This window comes from Nocardia transvalensis, assembly GCF_015477765.1.
GTDB lineage: Bacteria > Actinomycetota > Actinomycetes > Mycobacteriales > Mycobacteriaceae > Nocardia > Nocardia transvalensis_A.
Map to the genome: position 1 here is coordinate 144,439 of NZ_JADLQQ010000009.1, position 14,678 is coordinate 159,116.

Sequence of the window (14,678 nt, forward strand, 5' to 3'; positions counted from 1 at the left end):
CCTCCCGGTTCCCACCACATACGATCGGTGCCGTGACCCAGCTGACCGACGTGCGACCGCCGATCGGCGCGGGCCCGGCCTCATCCAGTCCGGCGCCGCTACGCCCCTCTCCCGACTTCGGCCCCACCGACTGGGCACGCGGATGGGTGGTAACCCTGGTTCTGACCGCGATCGCCGCGGTCACCCGGTTCCTGAATCTGAACTACCCCACCGACGCCGGCACCCCGGTCTTCGACGAGAAGTACTACCCGCTGCAGGCGTGGCAGATGCTCACCGGCGGCGGGGTCGAGGACAACCCGGCCTACGGTGTCATCGTCCATCCGCCGGTCGGCAAGCAGATGATCGCGCTGGGCGAGGTGATCTTCGGCTTCACCCCGTGGGGTTGGCGGTTCAGCGCGGCGGTCTTCGGAACCGTGCTGGTGCTGCTGGTCATTCGCATCACCCGCCGGATGACCCGCTCGACGATGCTCGGCGCGATCGCCGGGCTGCTGCTGATCTGCGACGGCACCACCTTCGTCTCGTCGCGGATCGGCATGCTCGACATCTTCCAGGCCTTGTTCGTGACCGCCGCCTTCGGCTGTCTGATCGTCGACCGCGATCAGGTCCGCGAGCGCATGGCCCGCGTCGATGCCCAGGGCCGCATCGCGCTCACCGAATACGGCCCTCGGCTAGGGGTGCGCTGGTGGCGGTTCGGTGCGGGGGTGCTGCTCGGGCTCGCCTGTGGGACCAAGTGGTCCGGGCTCTATTTCATCGCCGCGTTCGGCCTGCTGTCGGTCTGTTTCGATCTCGCCGCCCGCCGCGCCTACGGCGTGCCGCGGCCGTGGCTTGGTACCGCGCTGCGCGATATCGGCCCCGCCCTCTACGCACTGGTCCTCATCCCGCTGCTGGTCTATCTCGGCAGCTACAGCGCCTGGTTCGCCAGCGAAGACGGGTACGACCGCTACTCGGTCGGCAACCCCTACGCCGGGAAGAACCCGATCGGCAGCGGCGGATTCTGGTCCTGGGTGCCCGACTCGCTGCGGTCGCTGTGGCACAACCAGGGCGAATCATTGACCTTCCATACCGGCCTGACCAATTCGGCCGGCAACCACCACCCCTGGGAATCCAAGCCGTGGTCGTGGCCGATGAGCCTGCGGCCGATGCTGTACCACTATGCCGACACCGGCGTCACCGGCTGCGGTCAATCGGTGTGCGTGAAGGCGGTGATGCTGATCGGCACGCCCGCGATCTGGTGGGTGTCGCTGCTGATGGTGGCGTGGGGGATCTGGCGCTGGGCCACCCGGCGCGACTGGCGGTATGCGGCGGTGCTGGTCGGTTACGGCGCCGGTCTGCTGCCCTGGTTCGCGACGTTGGATCGGCAGATGTACTACTTCTATGCCGTTCCGATGGCGCCGTTCCTGGTGATGGGTATCGCGTTGGTGCTGGGCGACATTCTCGGCCCGGCCCCCTTCACTCGGGCCGGAACCGGCCAGCGGTTCCTGATCTCGACCGAACGCCGCCGCCTCAATCTGCTGCTGGTCTGCCTGTACCTGGGTTTGGTGGTGGCGAATTTCATCTGGCTGTGGCCGATCCTGACCGCACTGCCGATCACACCGGGGAACTGGCAGGACCACCTTTGGTTGCCCAGCTGGCGGTGACGGTACGGATGTGTACCATCACGCGCGAGGATCCTCCGGCACCGAGGCAATACCGTGATGAGCATGGGAACCGGTAACGATCAGGGCACCGCGGGCAAGCAGCCGTCGGACGCGTTCCGCGGCCGCCTGCTCGCGGGCCTCGCCGCCGCGATCGAGGAGCGCGGCTTCCGCGACAGCACGGTCGCCGACGTCGTCAGGCATGCGCGGACCTCACGGCGGACGTTCTACCAGCACTTCGACAGTAAGGAAGCGTGCTTCGCGGGACTGCTCGAGCAGACCAACCGCGAGATCCTCGCGGCCGTGACCGCAGCGGTCGACCCCACCGCACCCTGGGCGACTCAGGTGCGGCAGGCGGTCGAGGCGTGGTGCCACGCGAATGAAGCGCGCCCGGCGCTCACGGTCGCGTGGTTCCGGGAGGCCCCCAGCCTCGGCGCGGCGGCCCGCACCCTGGAGCGGGAGATCACCGAAGGGTTCATCGACCTGGTCCTGTCGATCTGCGACACCGACGAATTCCGCTCGACGGGTGCGACTCCCGTGTCCCGGCAACTCGCCATCGTGCTCCTGGGCGGCCTGCGCGAACTGACGGTCACGGTCATCGAGGACGACATGCCCATCGGCGATATCACCGAGGTGGCGGTCGACGCCGCGATCGCCCTGCTCGGCCCCCGTGCCGAAAATCAGCGGAGGTGATCGCCCGCTCGATGTTCATCGCTCGGTGTCCGGTGCGGGCAGCACGCCCCGTTCCCACGCCAGGGTGACGGCCCGGGTGCGGTCGTCGACGCCCAACTTCGCGAAGATCTTCAACAGGTGGGTCTTCACCGTCGACTCGCCGATGTGCAGCGCGCGGCCGATAGCCGCGTTGGTCAAACCGCGCGCGACCGCGGCGAGCACCTCGATCTCGCGTGGGGTCAGCGCATCCGTCGGCGGCGTGCGCATCCGGGTGACGAGTTTGGCCGCCACCGGCGGCGCGAGCACGGTCTCGCCGCGCGCCGCCGCCCGGACGGCCGCCGCCAGTTCGCCGCGGGGAGTGTCCTTGAGCAGGTAGCCCGTGGCACCGGCCTCCACCGCGCGCACGATATCGGTGTCGGTGTCGTACGTGGTCAGTACGAGCACGCGGGTATCGGGCAGCCATGCCACGATCCGTGCCGTCGCGGCCGCGCCGTCCAGGCGCGGCATTCGCAGATCCATGAGCACGACGTCGGGGCGCAGGACGAGCGCGAGCGCCACCGCCCGCTCGCCGTCACCGGCCTCGCCCGCCACCTCGAGGTCCGGCTCGGCCGCGAGCAGTGCGGCGAGACCGCCGCGGACCACCGGATGGTCGTCGGCGAGCAGCACGCGAATCATGGCACCTCCAGCCGAATCGTCGTCCCGGCGCCCGGGGCGGTCCGGATCGCCATGGTCCCGGCCACCTGCTCGACCCTGCTGCGCATGCCGCGCAGGCCGAAACCCGTTGCCTGCGCGGCATCGAAGCCCCGGCCGTCGTCACGCACCTCCAGGGTGGTGCCGTCCGCGCCGTACCGCACGCGCACGTCGACCCGGGAGGCCTGAGCATGCTTGCGCACGTTCGTCAGGGCCTCCTGAACAGCGCGCAGCAGCACCACTTCCGAGTTGACCGGCAACGTGCGCGGCTCACCGTCGATGGTGAAGTGCGTCGCCAATCCGTTGTCCCTGCCTGCGCGTTCCACGACGCGCCGCAGCGCATCGACGAGCGTCCGTCCGTGCAGTTCGGCCGGGGCGAGCGCGGCGACGAGTGACCTTGCCTCGCCGAGGTTTTCCCGTGCCGTGCGCTCGATGAGGGCCAGCCGTTCGCGGACGACATCGTCGTCCGCCACCGCATCGGCGGCCTGTGCCTGCACGAGGATGCTGAGGAACGCCTGGGCGAGCGTGTCGTGGATCTCGGCGGCCAGCCGTTCCCGCTCGGACATCACCCCTTCGCGCCGATGCGCCTCGGCGAGGTCCGAACGGGCTTGCCGCAGTTCGGCTATCAGCTCCTTGCGGCGCTCGCTCTCGTCCGCGATGCCGTGGATCCACACGCCCAGGTGCAGGTTGCTGCCCAGGACGAGGATCCCGGCCAGCGCCGCCACCAGCATCGCATTCGTGGTCCAGCCGATGCGGCCGACGATGATCACGCAGAGGCAGAGCCCCAGCCCGGTGGTGAGCGCGATCGCCCAGCGCATCGGGAGCATCGCCCACAGCTGCGTGAACACGGTGAGCAGCGGCAGATATCCGGCGGGCCCCAGGCTGAGCAGGACCAGGGTGGCCGCGCACAGCAGCACGGTGTAGGCCACGGCGATCCGGACGTTGTCGGTATAGAGCAGGCGATGGCCCACGAGAATGTACGCCAGTCCCATCAGGGCGAGCAGTCCGATCCCGAGCAGGCGGTGGTGCGCGAGTTCCTCGGGGGCCGTGAGGAATCCGATCGCGGACGCGGTCAGGACCACCGCGCACATGGCGTGCCACCACGGGGCCGAGCGCTCGACGAACGAGCGCTCCTCCCGTCGGTCGTGCACAGCCATCACCCGCAGCCTACGAGCTTTCAGCCGTCGCCCCGGCGCTTCCAGCGGAACGTGGTCAGGCAGGCCACGAATCCGAGGACGAACCAGACCGTCAGCACCAGCAGGATCCGGCCGTGTTCCCAGCCGCTGCCGGCCTCGGTCCGCGCGGCCACCGCGTCGGGGAGGAATGCCGAGCGCAACCCTTGGCCCACCCAGCGCAGTGGGAAGATCCCCGACGCGTCCTGCAGCCAGCCGGGCAGCATCGTCAGGGGCACGTAGACGCCGGAGACGAACAGCAACAGCAGCACGGGCGCGTTCACCACCGCGGCGGCCGACTGCGCGCCGCGCGGCAGGCTCGACAGCGCGACACCGAGCACGCCGAACGTCGCGAAGGCGAGTACCGTGACCCAGCCGAACGTCCACCACTTCTGCGGTGTCGACGGCAGGTCCACGTCGTAGGCGAGCACGCCGATCGCCAGCAGCGCAAGGGTTTCCAGCACGCCGACGACGACCATCATGACGATCTTGCCGAGGAAGTAGGAGGTGCGCGGCATCGGCGTGGTGACCAGCCTGCGCAGGGTGCCGTTGTCCCGATCGACCGCGATCCAGATCGCGAGGTGGGTGAGGGTCGTCGACGCGAGTCCGGCGGTGATCATCGCGGGCAGCAGTGCCTGGCTGTACGGCACGCCCTCGGCAATGTCCTCGCGGCCGAAGATGGCGCTGAACAAGAAGAACAGCCCGATCGGCAGCGCGAAGGAGAACACGACGGCATCGCGTTCGCGGAAGAAGCATTTCACCTCGACCGCGCCCCGCACGAGGCCCAGGCGCCATGGCGAGGGCAGTGGCACCGCCGTCCTCATGCGGCACGCTCCGCTGGATCCGCGCTGGTCGTTTCGGCGCCGAGCAGCTCGAGATAGACGTCCTCCAGCGTGGGCCGGCGGACCTGTAGCGCCGGAATCTCGCCGCCCAGCCGGGCGGAGAGCTCGCGCACGACGCGCGTCGGCCGGTCGGTCCGCACGACCCGGTCGGCGCCGTTCTCCTGCCACGACACGAAGGCCTGGGCCCGCCGTCGACCGCCGAGCTCGGCCGGCGGTCCCGCGGCGACGATCCGGCCGCGTGCGATCACCGCGACCCGGTGGGCGAGCGCCTCGGCCTCCTCGAGGTAATGCGTGGTGAGCAGGATGGTGGTGCCGTCGGTGACGAGGGTGCGGATGGTGTCCCAGAACCGCCGTCGTGCCCCGGGATCGAAGCCCGTCGTCGGCTCGTCGAGGAAGAGCAGTTCGGGACGGCCGAGCAGGCCGAGTGCAACATCGAGTCGTCGCCGTTGTCCGCCGGAGAGCTTGCGAATGCGCGTGCGCCACTTGTCGTTCAGCCCGACGAGGTCGGCGACGGCGCGCGGGTCGCGCGGGTGGGGGTAGTACCGGGCGAAGTGCTCGACCATTTCCCCGACGGTCAGCTCGCCCGCATCGCTCGCCTGCTGCATGACGACGCCGATGCGGGCTCGCCACCGCGCATCGGCGGTGGCGGGGTCGACACCGAGCACGCTCAGCTCGCCCGCGTCGCGGCGGCGATACCCCTCGAGGATCTCGACGGTCGTGGTCTTTCCCGCACCATTGGGTCCGAGCAGCGCGAACACCTCACCCCGCTCGACCGTGAGGTCGATCCCGTCCACCGCCACCGCATCCCGATACGCCTTACGCACTCCCCGGGCGTGGACAACAGCTTCCATATCACCGAGCATCGCCGGGGACCTGTATCCGCCGGAACCACCGCACGGCCGGAGCGGGATCCACCGAACGGTGGAGACGATCGGCAGGCGCACCGGAGCCCGACGGATCGACCTGAATTGACGGACCCGATATGGTGACCTAGGTCACAATTTGGTAGCTTTCACTGACGATCGTAGTGGAAAAGCTTTCCAAGATCTTTGCTCGGTCTTTACGATTGGCTCCGGGCTTTGCTCGAAAGGTCTTCGGTACACCTGCTTTACCGCTGGTCAGCTGCTGGTTTTGCACAGTTCGCCCGCCCGCTCGATGCCTGTACATGTTCCACCGATGAACCGAACCGGGAATCCGGTTCGGCGAAGGAGAAATATGTCCACCGACACCGACCCGGCCCGACGGACGTCGCTTCCCGGTCTTGCCGTCGTGTTCCGCCACGACCTACCCGCCTCCGTGGCGGTATTCCTTGTCGCCCTTCCGCTCTCGATCGGCACCGCAGTCCGCAATATCGGTCCGTCGCGGCATGCTGGACCGCGGGGTCGTGGTGTCGGGATTGTTCTTCGATATCGCCACGGCCCGCGTCCTCGAGGTCACCGTCGACGGGGTGGCCGATATCGAGGACGTCACCAGGCCGGTCACGGCACTGTCGGTCCAGAGGGGGTCCGGCCGCGGGCGACGGCCGGGAGGCGGCGGGCCGGGCGACGCTTCGGGGCGGGTTCCCGGGGGGTTGCTGCCTCTGCGGGCCGGTGTGAACGCGATCACCTGATGCGGCAGAAGTGAGCGAGGCTAAGTAACCTTTCCTCAGGCTTTGCTAAGTCTTTACTATTAATCTGACCCACAACATCCGGGTGACTGCCGGGCCAACGCCGTCCCGCAGCTGAGTTCGATGCCTGGAGAACATGTTCGACCGACCGGGGCCACCCCACCCGTCCCGGTGAAGGAGAAATATGTCCACCGACACCGATGTCACACCACGTCACGCCGCTCCACCGGGCCCGTCCTGGTCCGACCGGCTGTCTTCCATCGCCCGCCATGACCTACCTGCTTCCGTCGTGGTGTTCCTCGTCGCCCTACCGCTGTCGCTGGGCATCGCCGTTGCTTCCGATGCGCCGATCGCGGCCGGACTGATTGCCGCCGCCGTGGGTGGCATCGTCGTCGGCATCTTCGGCGGCTCTCCCTTGCAGGTCAGCGGCCCGGCAGCCGGTCTGACCGTGGTAGTTGCCGAAACCATTCACCAATTCGGCTGGAAGACAACGTGTTTCATCACCGTTGCCGCAGGTCTGCTGCAATTGATCTTCGGGCTGAGCCGGGTGGCGCGGGTTGCCTTGGCGATCGCCCCGGTGGTGGTGCACGCGATGCTCGCGGGTATCGGCATCACCATCGCCCTGCAGCAGGCGCATGTGCTGCTGGGCGGCGCCTCGCGCAGTTCGGCCTGGGCAAACGTCGCCGAACTGCCCAGTCAGCTGCTGAATCTGCACGGTGACGACTTCGTCATCGGTCTGGTCGTCATCGGCATCATCCTGGCCTGGCGTTACGTTCCGGGACGGGTCAGGCTGATTCCGGGTCCGCTGGTGGCGGTGCTGATCGGCACCGTGCTGTCGCTGGTACTGCCCGGTAACAACCCCGAACGTATCCAGTTCAACGGTTCGCTGTTCGATGCCATCGGACTGCCGCAGATGCCCAGCGGTGACTGGGGCCCGGTGGTGTTGGCGGTGCTGACCATCGCGCTGATCGCCAGCGTGGAGAGCCTGCTGTGTGCGGTGGCGGTGGACAAGCTGCACACCGGTAAGCGCACCAACTTCGACCGCGAGCTGATGGCTCAGGGCGCGGCCAATATGACCTCCGGCCTGCTCGGCGGATTGCCGGTCACGGGCGTGATCGTGCGCAGCTCGGCCAATGTGGCCGCCGGTGCCAAGACCAAGGCCTCGGCGTTCCTGCACGGCATCTGGGTCCTGGTGTTCTCCATCGCCCTGGTCGGCGTCGTGCAGCAGATCCCGAAGGCGGCGCTGGCCGGTCTGCTCATCGTGGTCGGCGTCCAGCTCGTGAAGATCGGACATATCCAGCTCGCCCGGCGCACCGGCGATCTGGCCGTGTACTCGGTGACCGTGCTGGGCGTGGTGTTCCTCAACCTGCTCGAGGGTGTGCTCATCGGTTTGGCCCTCGCGTTCGTGCTGCTGCTGTGGCGCGTGGTGCGGGTCTCGGTGCACGCGGGCCCGGTGACCGGCACCGACCGGTGGATCGTGAGCATCGACGGCACCTGCACCTTCCTGGCGCTGCCGAAGCTGTCCGCGGAGTTCGCCAAGGTGCCCGCGGGTACCGATGTGCTGGTCGAGCTGACCGTCGACTTCCTCGACCACGCCGCCTACGAGGCCATTCACGACTGGGCCCGCCAGCACGAGAACACCGGCGGCACAGTGGAATTCGTGGAGATCGGTACCGCGCGCATGGAACATGCCACGGAAGGTCCGCCGCGCCGCGGCCGGGTCCGCGGCCTGGTCGACGAGGTGCTGGGCCCGCGGCGCGAACGCCCGGAGAACCCCATCGCCGCCGGTGTCGCCGCCTACCATCGCAGCCACGCGCACGTGGTGCGGCCGCATCTGGACGAGCTGCGCGACCGGCAGGATCCGCATTCGATCTTCCTCACCTGCGCCGATTCCCGGATCGTGCCGAATGTGATCACCAACAGCGGCCCGGGTGACCTGTTCACCGTCCGCAATGTCGGCAACCTCGTGCCCGCCGACCGCTCCGATGCCTCGGTGGAGGCCGCGCTGGCCTTCTCGATGCAGAAGCTCGACGTGCGGAATGTGGTGGTGTGCGGGCATTCCGGGTGTGGCGCGATGCAGGCGCTGCTCGCCGGTGACCCGGTCGGACCGGGCCTGGACGACTGGCTCGCCCACGCCCAGCCCAGCCTGCGGCGTTTCCGGGCCGGACACCCCGTGGCCGTGGCCGCCGCGGCCGCGGGCTACAACGAACTGGCCCAGCTCGCCATGGTCAACATCGCCGTCCAGCTGGAAACCCTCAACAGCCACCCGGTCGTGCAGCAGGCCATCGCCGAACGCGGGGTGAACGTCTCGGGCCTGTACTTCGACATCGGCACCGCCCGAGTCCTCGAGGTCACCACCGACGGCATCGCGGAGATCGCCGACGCCGACCAGCCCTTGGCCATCCACGCCTGACCACCCGAGGCGCGAGTCCGGTTCATCCCGACCGGAACTCGCGCCTCGGCGCGCCGGGAGTACCGTAGGATCCGGCATAGAGCCTGGTCAGGTCGGAATTCCGGGAGGCTGGTGGTGCGGGATTGGGTGCGCGCGGCAGAAGCGCTGGTCGAGGAGGTCCTCGAGCCGCATGCGGCGGAGGTGGATCGGACAGGGCAGATTCCGGCGTCGAATTTCGATGCCCTGGCAGAGCGCGGTTTCTACGGGTTCGCCTTGTCGGAAGGTATGACCCCGGATGTACTCATCGATACCGCCGCCACCGTGATCAGTGGATGCTTGGCCACGGGTTTCGTCTGGGCGCAGCATGTGGGGGCGCTTCGGTCGGTCGCGCTCGCCGACAATGCGGATCTGCGGGATCGCTACGTGGGTCCGATGGCCGCCGGCAACTATCGGTCCGGAGTGTCGTATGCGGGGGCCGAGGCGAGGCCGACGCTGTTCGCCGAGCCGATCGACGGCGGATACCTTCTCAGCGGTTCGGCCCCGTTCGTCACGGGCTGGGGATACATCGATGCGGTGACCGCATCGGTTCGAATCCGGTCGGAGGGTGGGAATTCGGTGGCGACGTTGCTGCTCCCGGTCGCGGAGCTCGAGGGCGTGACTGCCGAACGGCTCCCGCTCATCGCCGCCGATGCCAGTGCCACGGTGCGGCTGCGTTTCGATCGGACGCCGGTCGACGCGAAGCGACTGGTCGGCATCCGATCGTTCGAGGAATTCAGTAGCGGGCGTGGCAGCGTGACCGATTGGGTGAACGGCGCTTTGTCGTTGGGTGTGTTACAGCGCTGTGTGCGACAGCTCGAAGACCTGGGGGTCGACGGAGACGGCTACGCCCACGAGTACGCGGCCCTGAGAGCTCGATTCTCCTCTGCGGCAGGAGATCCGGAGGCCACCTATTGCCTGCGCGCCGACATCGCCCGGGCCGCCGTGACCGCGGCATCGGCTGGGGTAGTCGCGGCAGGCAGTCGCTCGACCCTGTCGGGCTCGGTACCCGAACGCCTCATGCGTGAGGCCACCTTCGCCCTGGTCTGCCCCACCCGCGCCCCGATCAAACAGGCCCTACTCAACCGCCTACAACCCACGAACAGCTAGGCAAACCACTCGCTCTTCGGTGGGCGCGCCGGGACGAACCTGCGGGGGAACGTGGTGGCGAGGGCCTAGGGTGGGCGGAGGGGTGGGATATTCCCTCGCCGATGGGTGGGCGGCGTGCCAGGGTGGTAGGTGTAAGCATTCGGTGGATCGGCGGGATCGGAGTCGAATGGATATGGTTGCCGGGTCGGCGGTGACGGGCACCCTCGTGCCGGGGACCATGCTGACGTATCCGCAGTGGCTCACCGAGCGGATCGCCGATATGGGCATCTCGTGGGGGACCGGTGACTCGCGGGTGTCGGGCACGCTGTGGTGGTGTATGGCGGCGTCCTCACTCGTCGCGCCGATCGCCACGGCCTATGCCGAACGACGCCCGGCGCCGAATCCGGACCTGGAGCAGATTCTCTGCGAGATTCGCCCGGACGGCGGCATCGAGCGCGTCCTGCCGGTGCGGTGGTATGCGGGCGCGGCGAGGGCCGATACCGCTGCCGATCCGGACGCCGACGCCGTGGGTCCGGCGCTGCGAAAGACGTTGGGCCACATCATCCCCGTCGTCGCCGAGGTCAGCGGTGCGGGTATCCCGTCGCTGTGGGCGATCGTCGCCGACGCCATCGGCAACCGCGCGATCGATGCGGGGGATGCGGAGGCGGGCACGCGGCTGGCCCAGGAGGTCGCGGGCCGGTTACCCGTGCCGCGGTTCACCGATATCGGCGACCGAACGTTCGTGCGGCGCATCTCGTGCTGCCTGGTGTTCGAGGTCCCGGGCTGCCAGATGTGCACGAGCTGCCCGAAACGCCCTGCCGCCGAGCGCCACGCCCTGCTGACGAAGCTCGCCACGCAGAGCTGAGGTCCCGGCAAAAAGCGTGCCGGGACATGGGTGGAGGCATGCCGGGACATGACTGGGACCGTGCCGAGACGATGAGTGGGAGCATGCCGGGACGATGAATGGGAGCATGCCGAGACATGAGCGGGAGCATGCCGGGACCATGGAAGGGAGCGGGCCCGGGAGTGGCCGGGTCATCGAGTAGTGGCCGGTCCATTGGCGCACGCTCGGGGCGCTCCCGATAGCATGGTCGCGCCGGAGCACATCCGCGACCGGCCTGGACCGATCCAGATCGCGGGGGACTTTCCCGCACCCCCAACGCGGGCGTCAGCCCGCCCGAGAATGCCAAGGAGAGCGCAGCCGTGACCACCTCAGCCCGCAACACCCCAGCCGCCCTCGTTCGGGTGCCGGCCGGGACGACGGCGGGCGCCGCGCTGCGCGAGGCGGGCCTGCCCAACAAGGGCCCCGACGCGGTGATCGTCGTGCGCGACCCGGAGGGCAACCTCAAGGACCTGTCCTGGGCTCCCGACACCGACGTCGAGGTCGAGCCGATCGCGGCCGCCTCCCCGGACGGCCGCAACGTCATCCGGCACTCCACCGCCCACGTGCTGGCTCAGGCCGTGCAGCAGGAATTCCCGGAGGCCAAGCTCGGCATCGGCCCGTTCATCAAGGACGGCTTCTACTACGACTTCCAGGTCGACCGCCCCTTCACCCCGGAGGATCTGGCCAAGCTGGAATCCCGCATGAAGAAGATCATCAAAGGCGCGCAACGGTTTTCGCGCCGGGTCGTCGACATCGAGGAGGCCCGGGTCGAACTGGCCAAGGAGCCGTTCAAACTGGAGCTGATCAACGACAAGTCCGGCATCGACGATCCGGAGGTCATGGAGGTCGGCGGCAGCGAGCTGACCATCTACGACAACCTCGACCCGCGCACCGGTGACAAGGTGTGGGGCGATCTGTGCCGCGGCCCGCACTGCCCCACCACCAAATACATTCCGGCCTTCAAGCTGACCCGCAGCTCGGCCGCCTACTGGCGCGGTGATCAGAACCGCGAGGATCTGCAGCGCATCTACGGCACCGCCTGGGAATCGCAGGAGGCCCTCGACGCCCACCTGCACATGCTCGCCGAGGCCGAGAAGCGCGACCACCGCAAACTGGGCCTGGAACTGGACCTGTTCTCCTTCCCCGACGAACTGGGCTCGGGCCTGCCGGTGTTCCATCCCAAGGGCGGCATCATCCGCAAGGAGTTGGAGGAGTATTCGCGCCGCCGCCACATCGATGCGGGCTACGAGTTCGTCAACACTCCGCACATCACCAAGGGCCAGCTGTTCGAGGTGTCCGGCCACCTGGACTGGTATCGCGACGGCATGTTCCCGGCGATGCATCTGGACGCGGAGTACAACGAGGACGGCACCGTCCGCAAGCCCGGCCAGGACTACTACGTCAAGCCGATGAACTGCCCGATGCACAACCTGATCTTCCGGGCCCGCGGCCGGTCGTATCGGGAACTGCCGCTGCGGCTTTTCGAGTTCGGCTCGGTGTATCGCTACGAGAAGTCGGGCGTGATTCACGGTCTGACTCGCGTGCGGGGCATGACCCAGGACGACGCGCACATCTACTGCACCAAGGAGCAGATGCACGCGGAGCTGACCAGCACGTTGAACTTTGTGCTGTCGCTGCTCGCGGACTACGGCCTCGAGGACTTCTACCTGGAGCTGTCCACCAAGGACCCGGACAAGTTCGTCGGCTCGGACGAGATGTGGGAGGAGGCCACCGACACCCTCGAGAAGGTGGCCCACGCATCCGGACTGGAGCTGGTGCCGGATCCGGGCGGCGCCGCCTTCTACGGGCCGAAGATCTCTGTGCAGGCCAAGGATGCGCTCGGCCGGACCTGGCAGATGTCGACCATCCAGCTCGACTTCAACCTGCCCGAGCGGTTCGAGCTGGAGTACACCGCCTCCGACGGCACCAAGCAGCGGCCGGTGATGATCCACCGCGCCCTGTTCGGTTCCATCGAGCGCTTCTTCGGCGTGCTCACCGAGCACTATGCCGGCGCGTTCCCGGTGTGGCTGTCACCGGTCCAGGTGGTGGGTATCCCGGTCGCCGACACCTTCGCGCCGCATCTGGATGAGGTGATCGAGCGGTTGCGCGACGCCGGTGTGCGCGCCGAGGTCGATCGCAGCGACGACCGGATGCAGAAGAAGATCTTCAATCACACCGCCCAGAAGGTGCCGTTCATGCTGCTGGCCGGTGAGCGCGACGTGAACGCGGGCGCGGTGAGCTTCCGGTTCCGCGACGGCACCCAGGTGAACGGCGTGCCCGTCGCCCATGCGGTCGCCACCATCGTGGACTGGATTCGGCGGCGCGAAAACCCCTCGCCGACCTCGGAGGGTTTGCAAATCCGGACCGGTGGAGCATGAGCATCATGGATGAGGCTGTGTCGCAGCAGAATTCGGAGCAGATCGTCGATACCGGCGCCGGGGACCCGGATCGGTTGCAGCGGTTGTGGACGCCGTATCGGATGTCCTACATCACCGGTGCGGTCGCCGATCGGGACGCGCGGAAAGAAGGTGCGCCTCCCGGGCAGGAGGAACGGAAGACGGGTCACCCGTTCACCGAGATCCCCAAGATGTCCGACGAGGACGGCCTGGTGATCGCGCGGGGTGAGTGGGTGTACGCGGTGCTCAACCTGTACCCCTACAACCCCGGACACATGATGGTGGTGCCGTATCGGCGGGTGGCCAACCTCGAGGATCTCACCGCCGAGGAGAGCGCCGAGCTGATGGCGTTCACCCAGCAGGCGATCCGGGTGATGAAGAAGGTGTCGCGGCCCGAGGGTTTCAATGTCGGCCTGAATCTCGGTGGGGTGGCGGGCGGTTCGCTCGCCGACCACCTGCACCAGCACATCGTGCCGCGCTGGGGCGGTGACGCGAACTTCATCACCGTCGTCGGCGGGGTCAAGGTGATGCCGCAGTTGTTACGGGAGACGCGGGCTCTGCTTGCGGCGGCCTGGAAGGAAGTCGAGTAGCGTGCTGAGCTTCTTCGGTCGTGAGACATTCGCCAAAGCGACTGCGCCCCTGGGCAAAGCGCTGGTGAGTACCGGGCTCACGCCCGATGCGATGACGCTGATCGGCACCACGGCCTCGATCGCGGCCGCGGTGACGCTGTTCCCGACCGATCACCTGTTCTGGGGAACGATGGTGATCTGGTTGTTCGTCATGTTCGACATGCTCGACGGCGCGATGGCCCGCGCCCGCGGCGGCGGCACGAAATACGGTGCGGTGCTGGACGCCACCTGCGACCGGGTGGCCGACGGCGCCATCTTCGGTGCGCTCGCGTGGTGGGCGGTCTACAACGAGCACAGCAAACATCTGCTGCTGGCCACGCTCGTGGTGCTGGTCACCTCGCAGGTGATCTCCTACGCCAAGGCGCGCGCCGAGGCGAGCGGACTGTCCGCCGACGGCGGCCTGATCGAGCGCCCCGACCGCCTGGTGATCGTGCTGGTGGGTGCGGGCCTCACCGGTATCGGCGGCCACTGGGGCATCGAATGGCTCACGTACGCGGTGTATGTCGCGATGTACATCCTCGCCGTGCTCAGCATCGTCACCGTCTTCCAGCGGGTGCTGGCGGTCCGCAACTCCGTCGGTGCCCGCGATCTCATCACCCCGGCGCAGGCCTCGGGAGAGGGCCAATGACCGACACGT

13 protein-coding genes are annotated in these 14,678 nt (G+C 68.1%); 9 read left to right on the plus strand and 4 right to left on the minus strand.

What is annotated here, in order from left to right:
- Positions 1-32: 32 nt before the first annotated feature.
- The gene (locus tag IU452_RS26245) at positions 33-1,637 is read left to right on the plus strand and encodes a dolichyl-phosphate-mannose--protein mannosyltransferase (protein WP_195111845.1); all 1,605 of its coding nucleotides are present in this window, start codon (positions 33-35) and stop codon (positions 1,635-1,637) included.
- Positions 1,638-1,700: 63 nt separating this feature from the next.
- The gene (locus IU452_RS26250) at positions 1,701-2,327 is read left to right on the plus strand and encodes a TetR/AcrR family transcriptional regulator (RefSeq protein WP_195111846.1); all 627 of its coding nucleotides are present in this window, start codon (positions 1,701-1,703) and stop codon (positions 2,325-2,327) included.
- Between the two features lie 15 nt (positions 2,328-2,342).
- Here IU452_RS26250 and IU452_RS26255 read toward each other — a convergent pair whose 3' ends face one another.
- Genes IU452_RS26255 through IU452_RS26270 form a run of 4 tightly spaced genes read right to left on the minus strand, consistent with a single transcriptional unit; the run spans position 2,343 to position 5,861 of the window.
- Positions 2,343-2,981, minus strand: a complete 639-nt coding sequence (locus IU452_RS26255) for a response regulator (protein ID WP_195111847.1) — start codon at positions 2,979-2,981, stop codon at positions 2,343-2,345.
- A complete protein-coding gene (locus tag IU452_RS26260) occupies positions 2,978-4,153 on the minus strand; it encodes a sensor histidine kinase (protein WP_195111848.1) in 1,176 nt (391 codons plus the stop codon). The genes IU452_RS26255 and IU452_RS26260 overlap by 4 nt, the downstream gene beginning before the upstream one ends.
- A gap of 20 nt (positions 4,154-4,173) precedes the next feature.
- Positions 4,174-4,992 carry an ABC transporter permease gene (locus IU452_RS26265; RefSeq protein WP_195111849.1) on the minus strand — a complete coding sequence of 273 codons (819 nt, stop codon included), beginning with the start codon at positions 4,990-4,992 and terminating at the stop codon, positions 4,174-4,176.
- Positions 4,989-5,861 (minus strand): ABC transporter ATP-binding protein, encoded by an 873-nt coding sequence (locus IU452_RS26270; protein WP_195111850.1) that lies wholly within the window; start codon positions 5,859-5,861, stop codon positions 4,989-4,991. The genes IU452_RS26265 and IU452_RS26270 overlap by 4 nt, the downstream gene beginning before the upstream one ends.
- A 515-nt stretch (positions 5,862-6,376) precedes the next feature.
- Between IU452_RS26270 and IU452_RS26275 the strand changes: the two genes are divergently transcribed.
- The 7 genes from IU452_RS26275 (at position 6,377) to pgsA (ending at position 14,669) form a co-directional block, all read left to right on the plus strand.
- The gene (locus IU452_RS26275) at positions 6,377-6,619 is read left to right on the plus strand and encodes a hypothetical protein (protein ID WP_195111851.1); all 243 of its coding nucleotides are present in this window, start codon (positions 6,377-6,379) and stop codon (positions 6,617-6,619) included.
- A gap of 181 nt (positions 6,620-6,800) precedes the next feature.
- Positions 6,801-9,029, plus strand: a complete 2,229-nt coding sequence (locus IU452_RS26280) for a SulP family inorganic anion transporter (protein WP_195111852.1) — start codon at positions 6,801-6,803, stop codon at positions 9,027-9,029.
- Between the two features lie 126 nt (positions 9,030-9,155).
- Positions 9,156-10,154: an acyl-CoA dehydrogenase family protein gene (locus IU452_RS26285; RefSeq protein WP_195111853.1), complete on the plus strand. Its 999-nt coding sequence runs from the start codon at positions 9,156-9,158 to the stop codon at positions 10,152-10,154.
- Positions 10,155-10,320: 166 nt separating this feature from the next.
- On the plus strand, positions 10,321-10,998 hold the full coding sequence (locus IU452_RS26290; protein ID WP_195111854.1) for a (2Fe-2S)-binding protein: 678 nt from the start codon (positions 10,321-10,323) through the stop codon (positions 10,996-10,998).
- Positions 10,999-11,336: 338 nt separating this feature from the next.
- On the plus strand, positions 11,337-13,394 hold the full coding sequence (gene thrS, locus IU452_RS26295; protein ID WP_195111855.1) for a threonine--tRNA ligase: 2,058 nt from the start codon (positions 11,337-11,339) through the stop codon (positions 13,392-13,394).
- A 5-nt stretch (positions 13,395-13,399) separates the two neighbouring features.
- On the plus strand, positions 13,400-14,002 hold the full coding sequence (locus IU452_RS26300) for an HIT family protein (protein WP_195111856.1): 603 nt from the start codon (positions 13,400-13,402) through the stop codon (positions 14,000-14,002).
- A gap of 1 nt (position 14,003) precedes the next feature.
- The gene (gene pgsA / locus IU452_RS26305) at positions 14,004-14,669 is read left to right on the plus strand and encodes a phosphatidylinositol phosphate synthase (RefSeq protein WP_195111857.1); all 666 of its coding nucleotides are present in this window, start codon (positions 14,004-14,006) and stop codon (positions 14,667-14,669) included.
- Positions 14,670-14,678 lie beyond the last annotated feature (9 nt).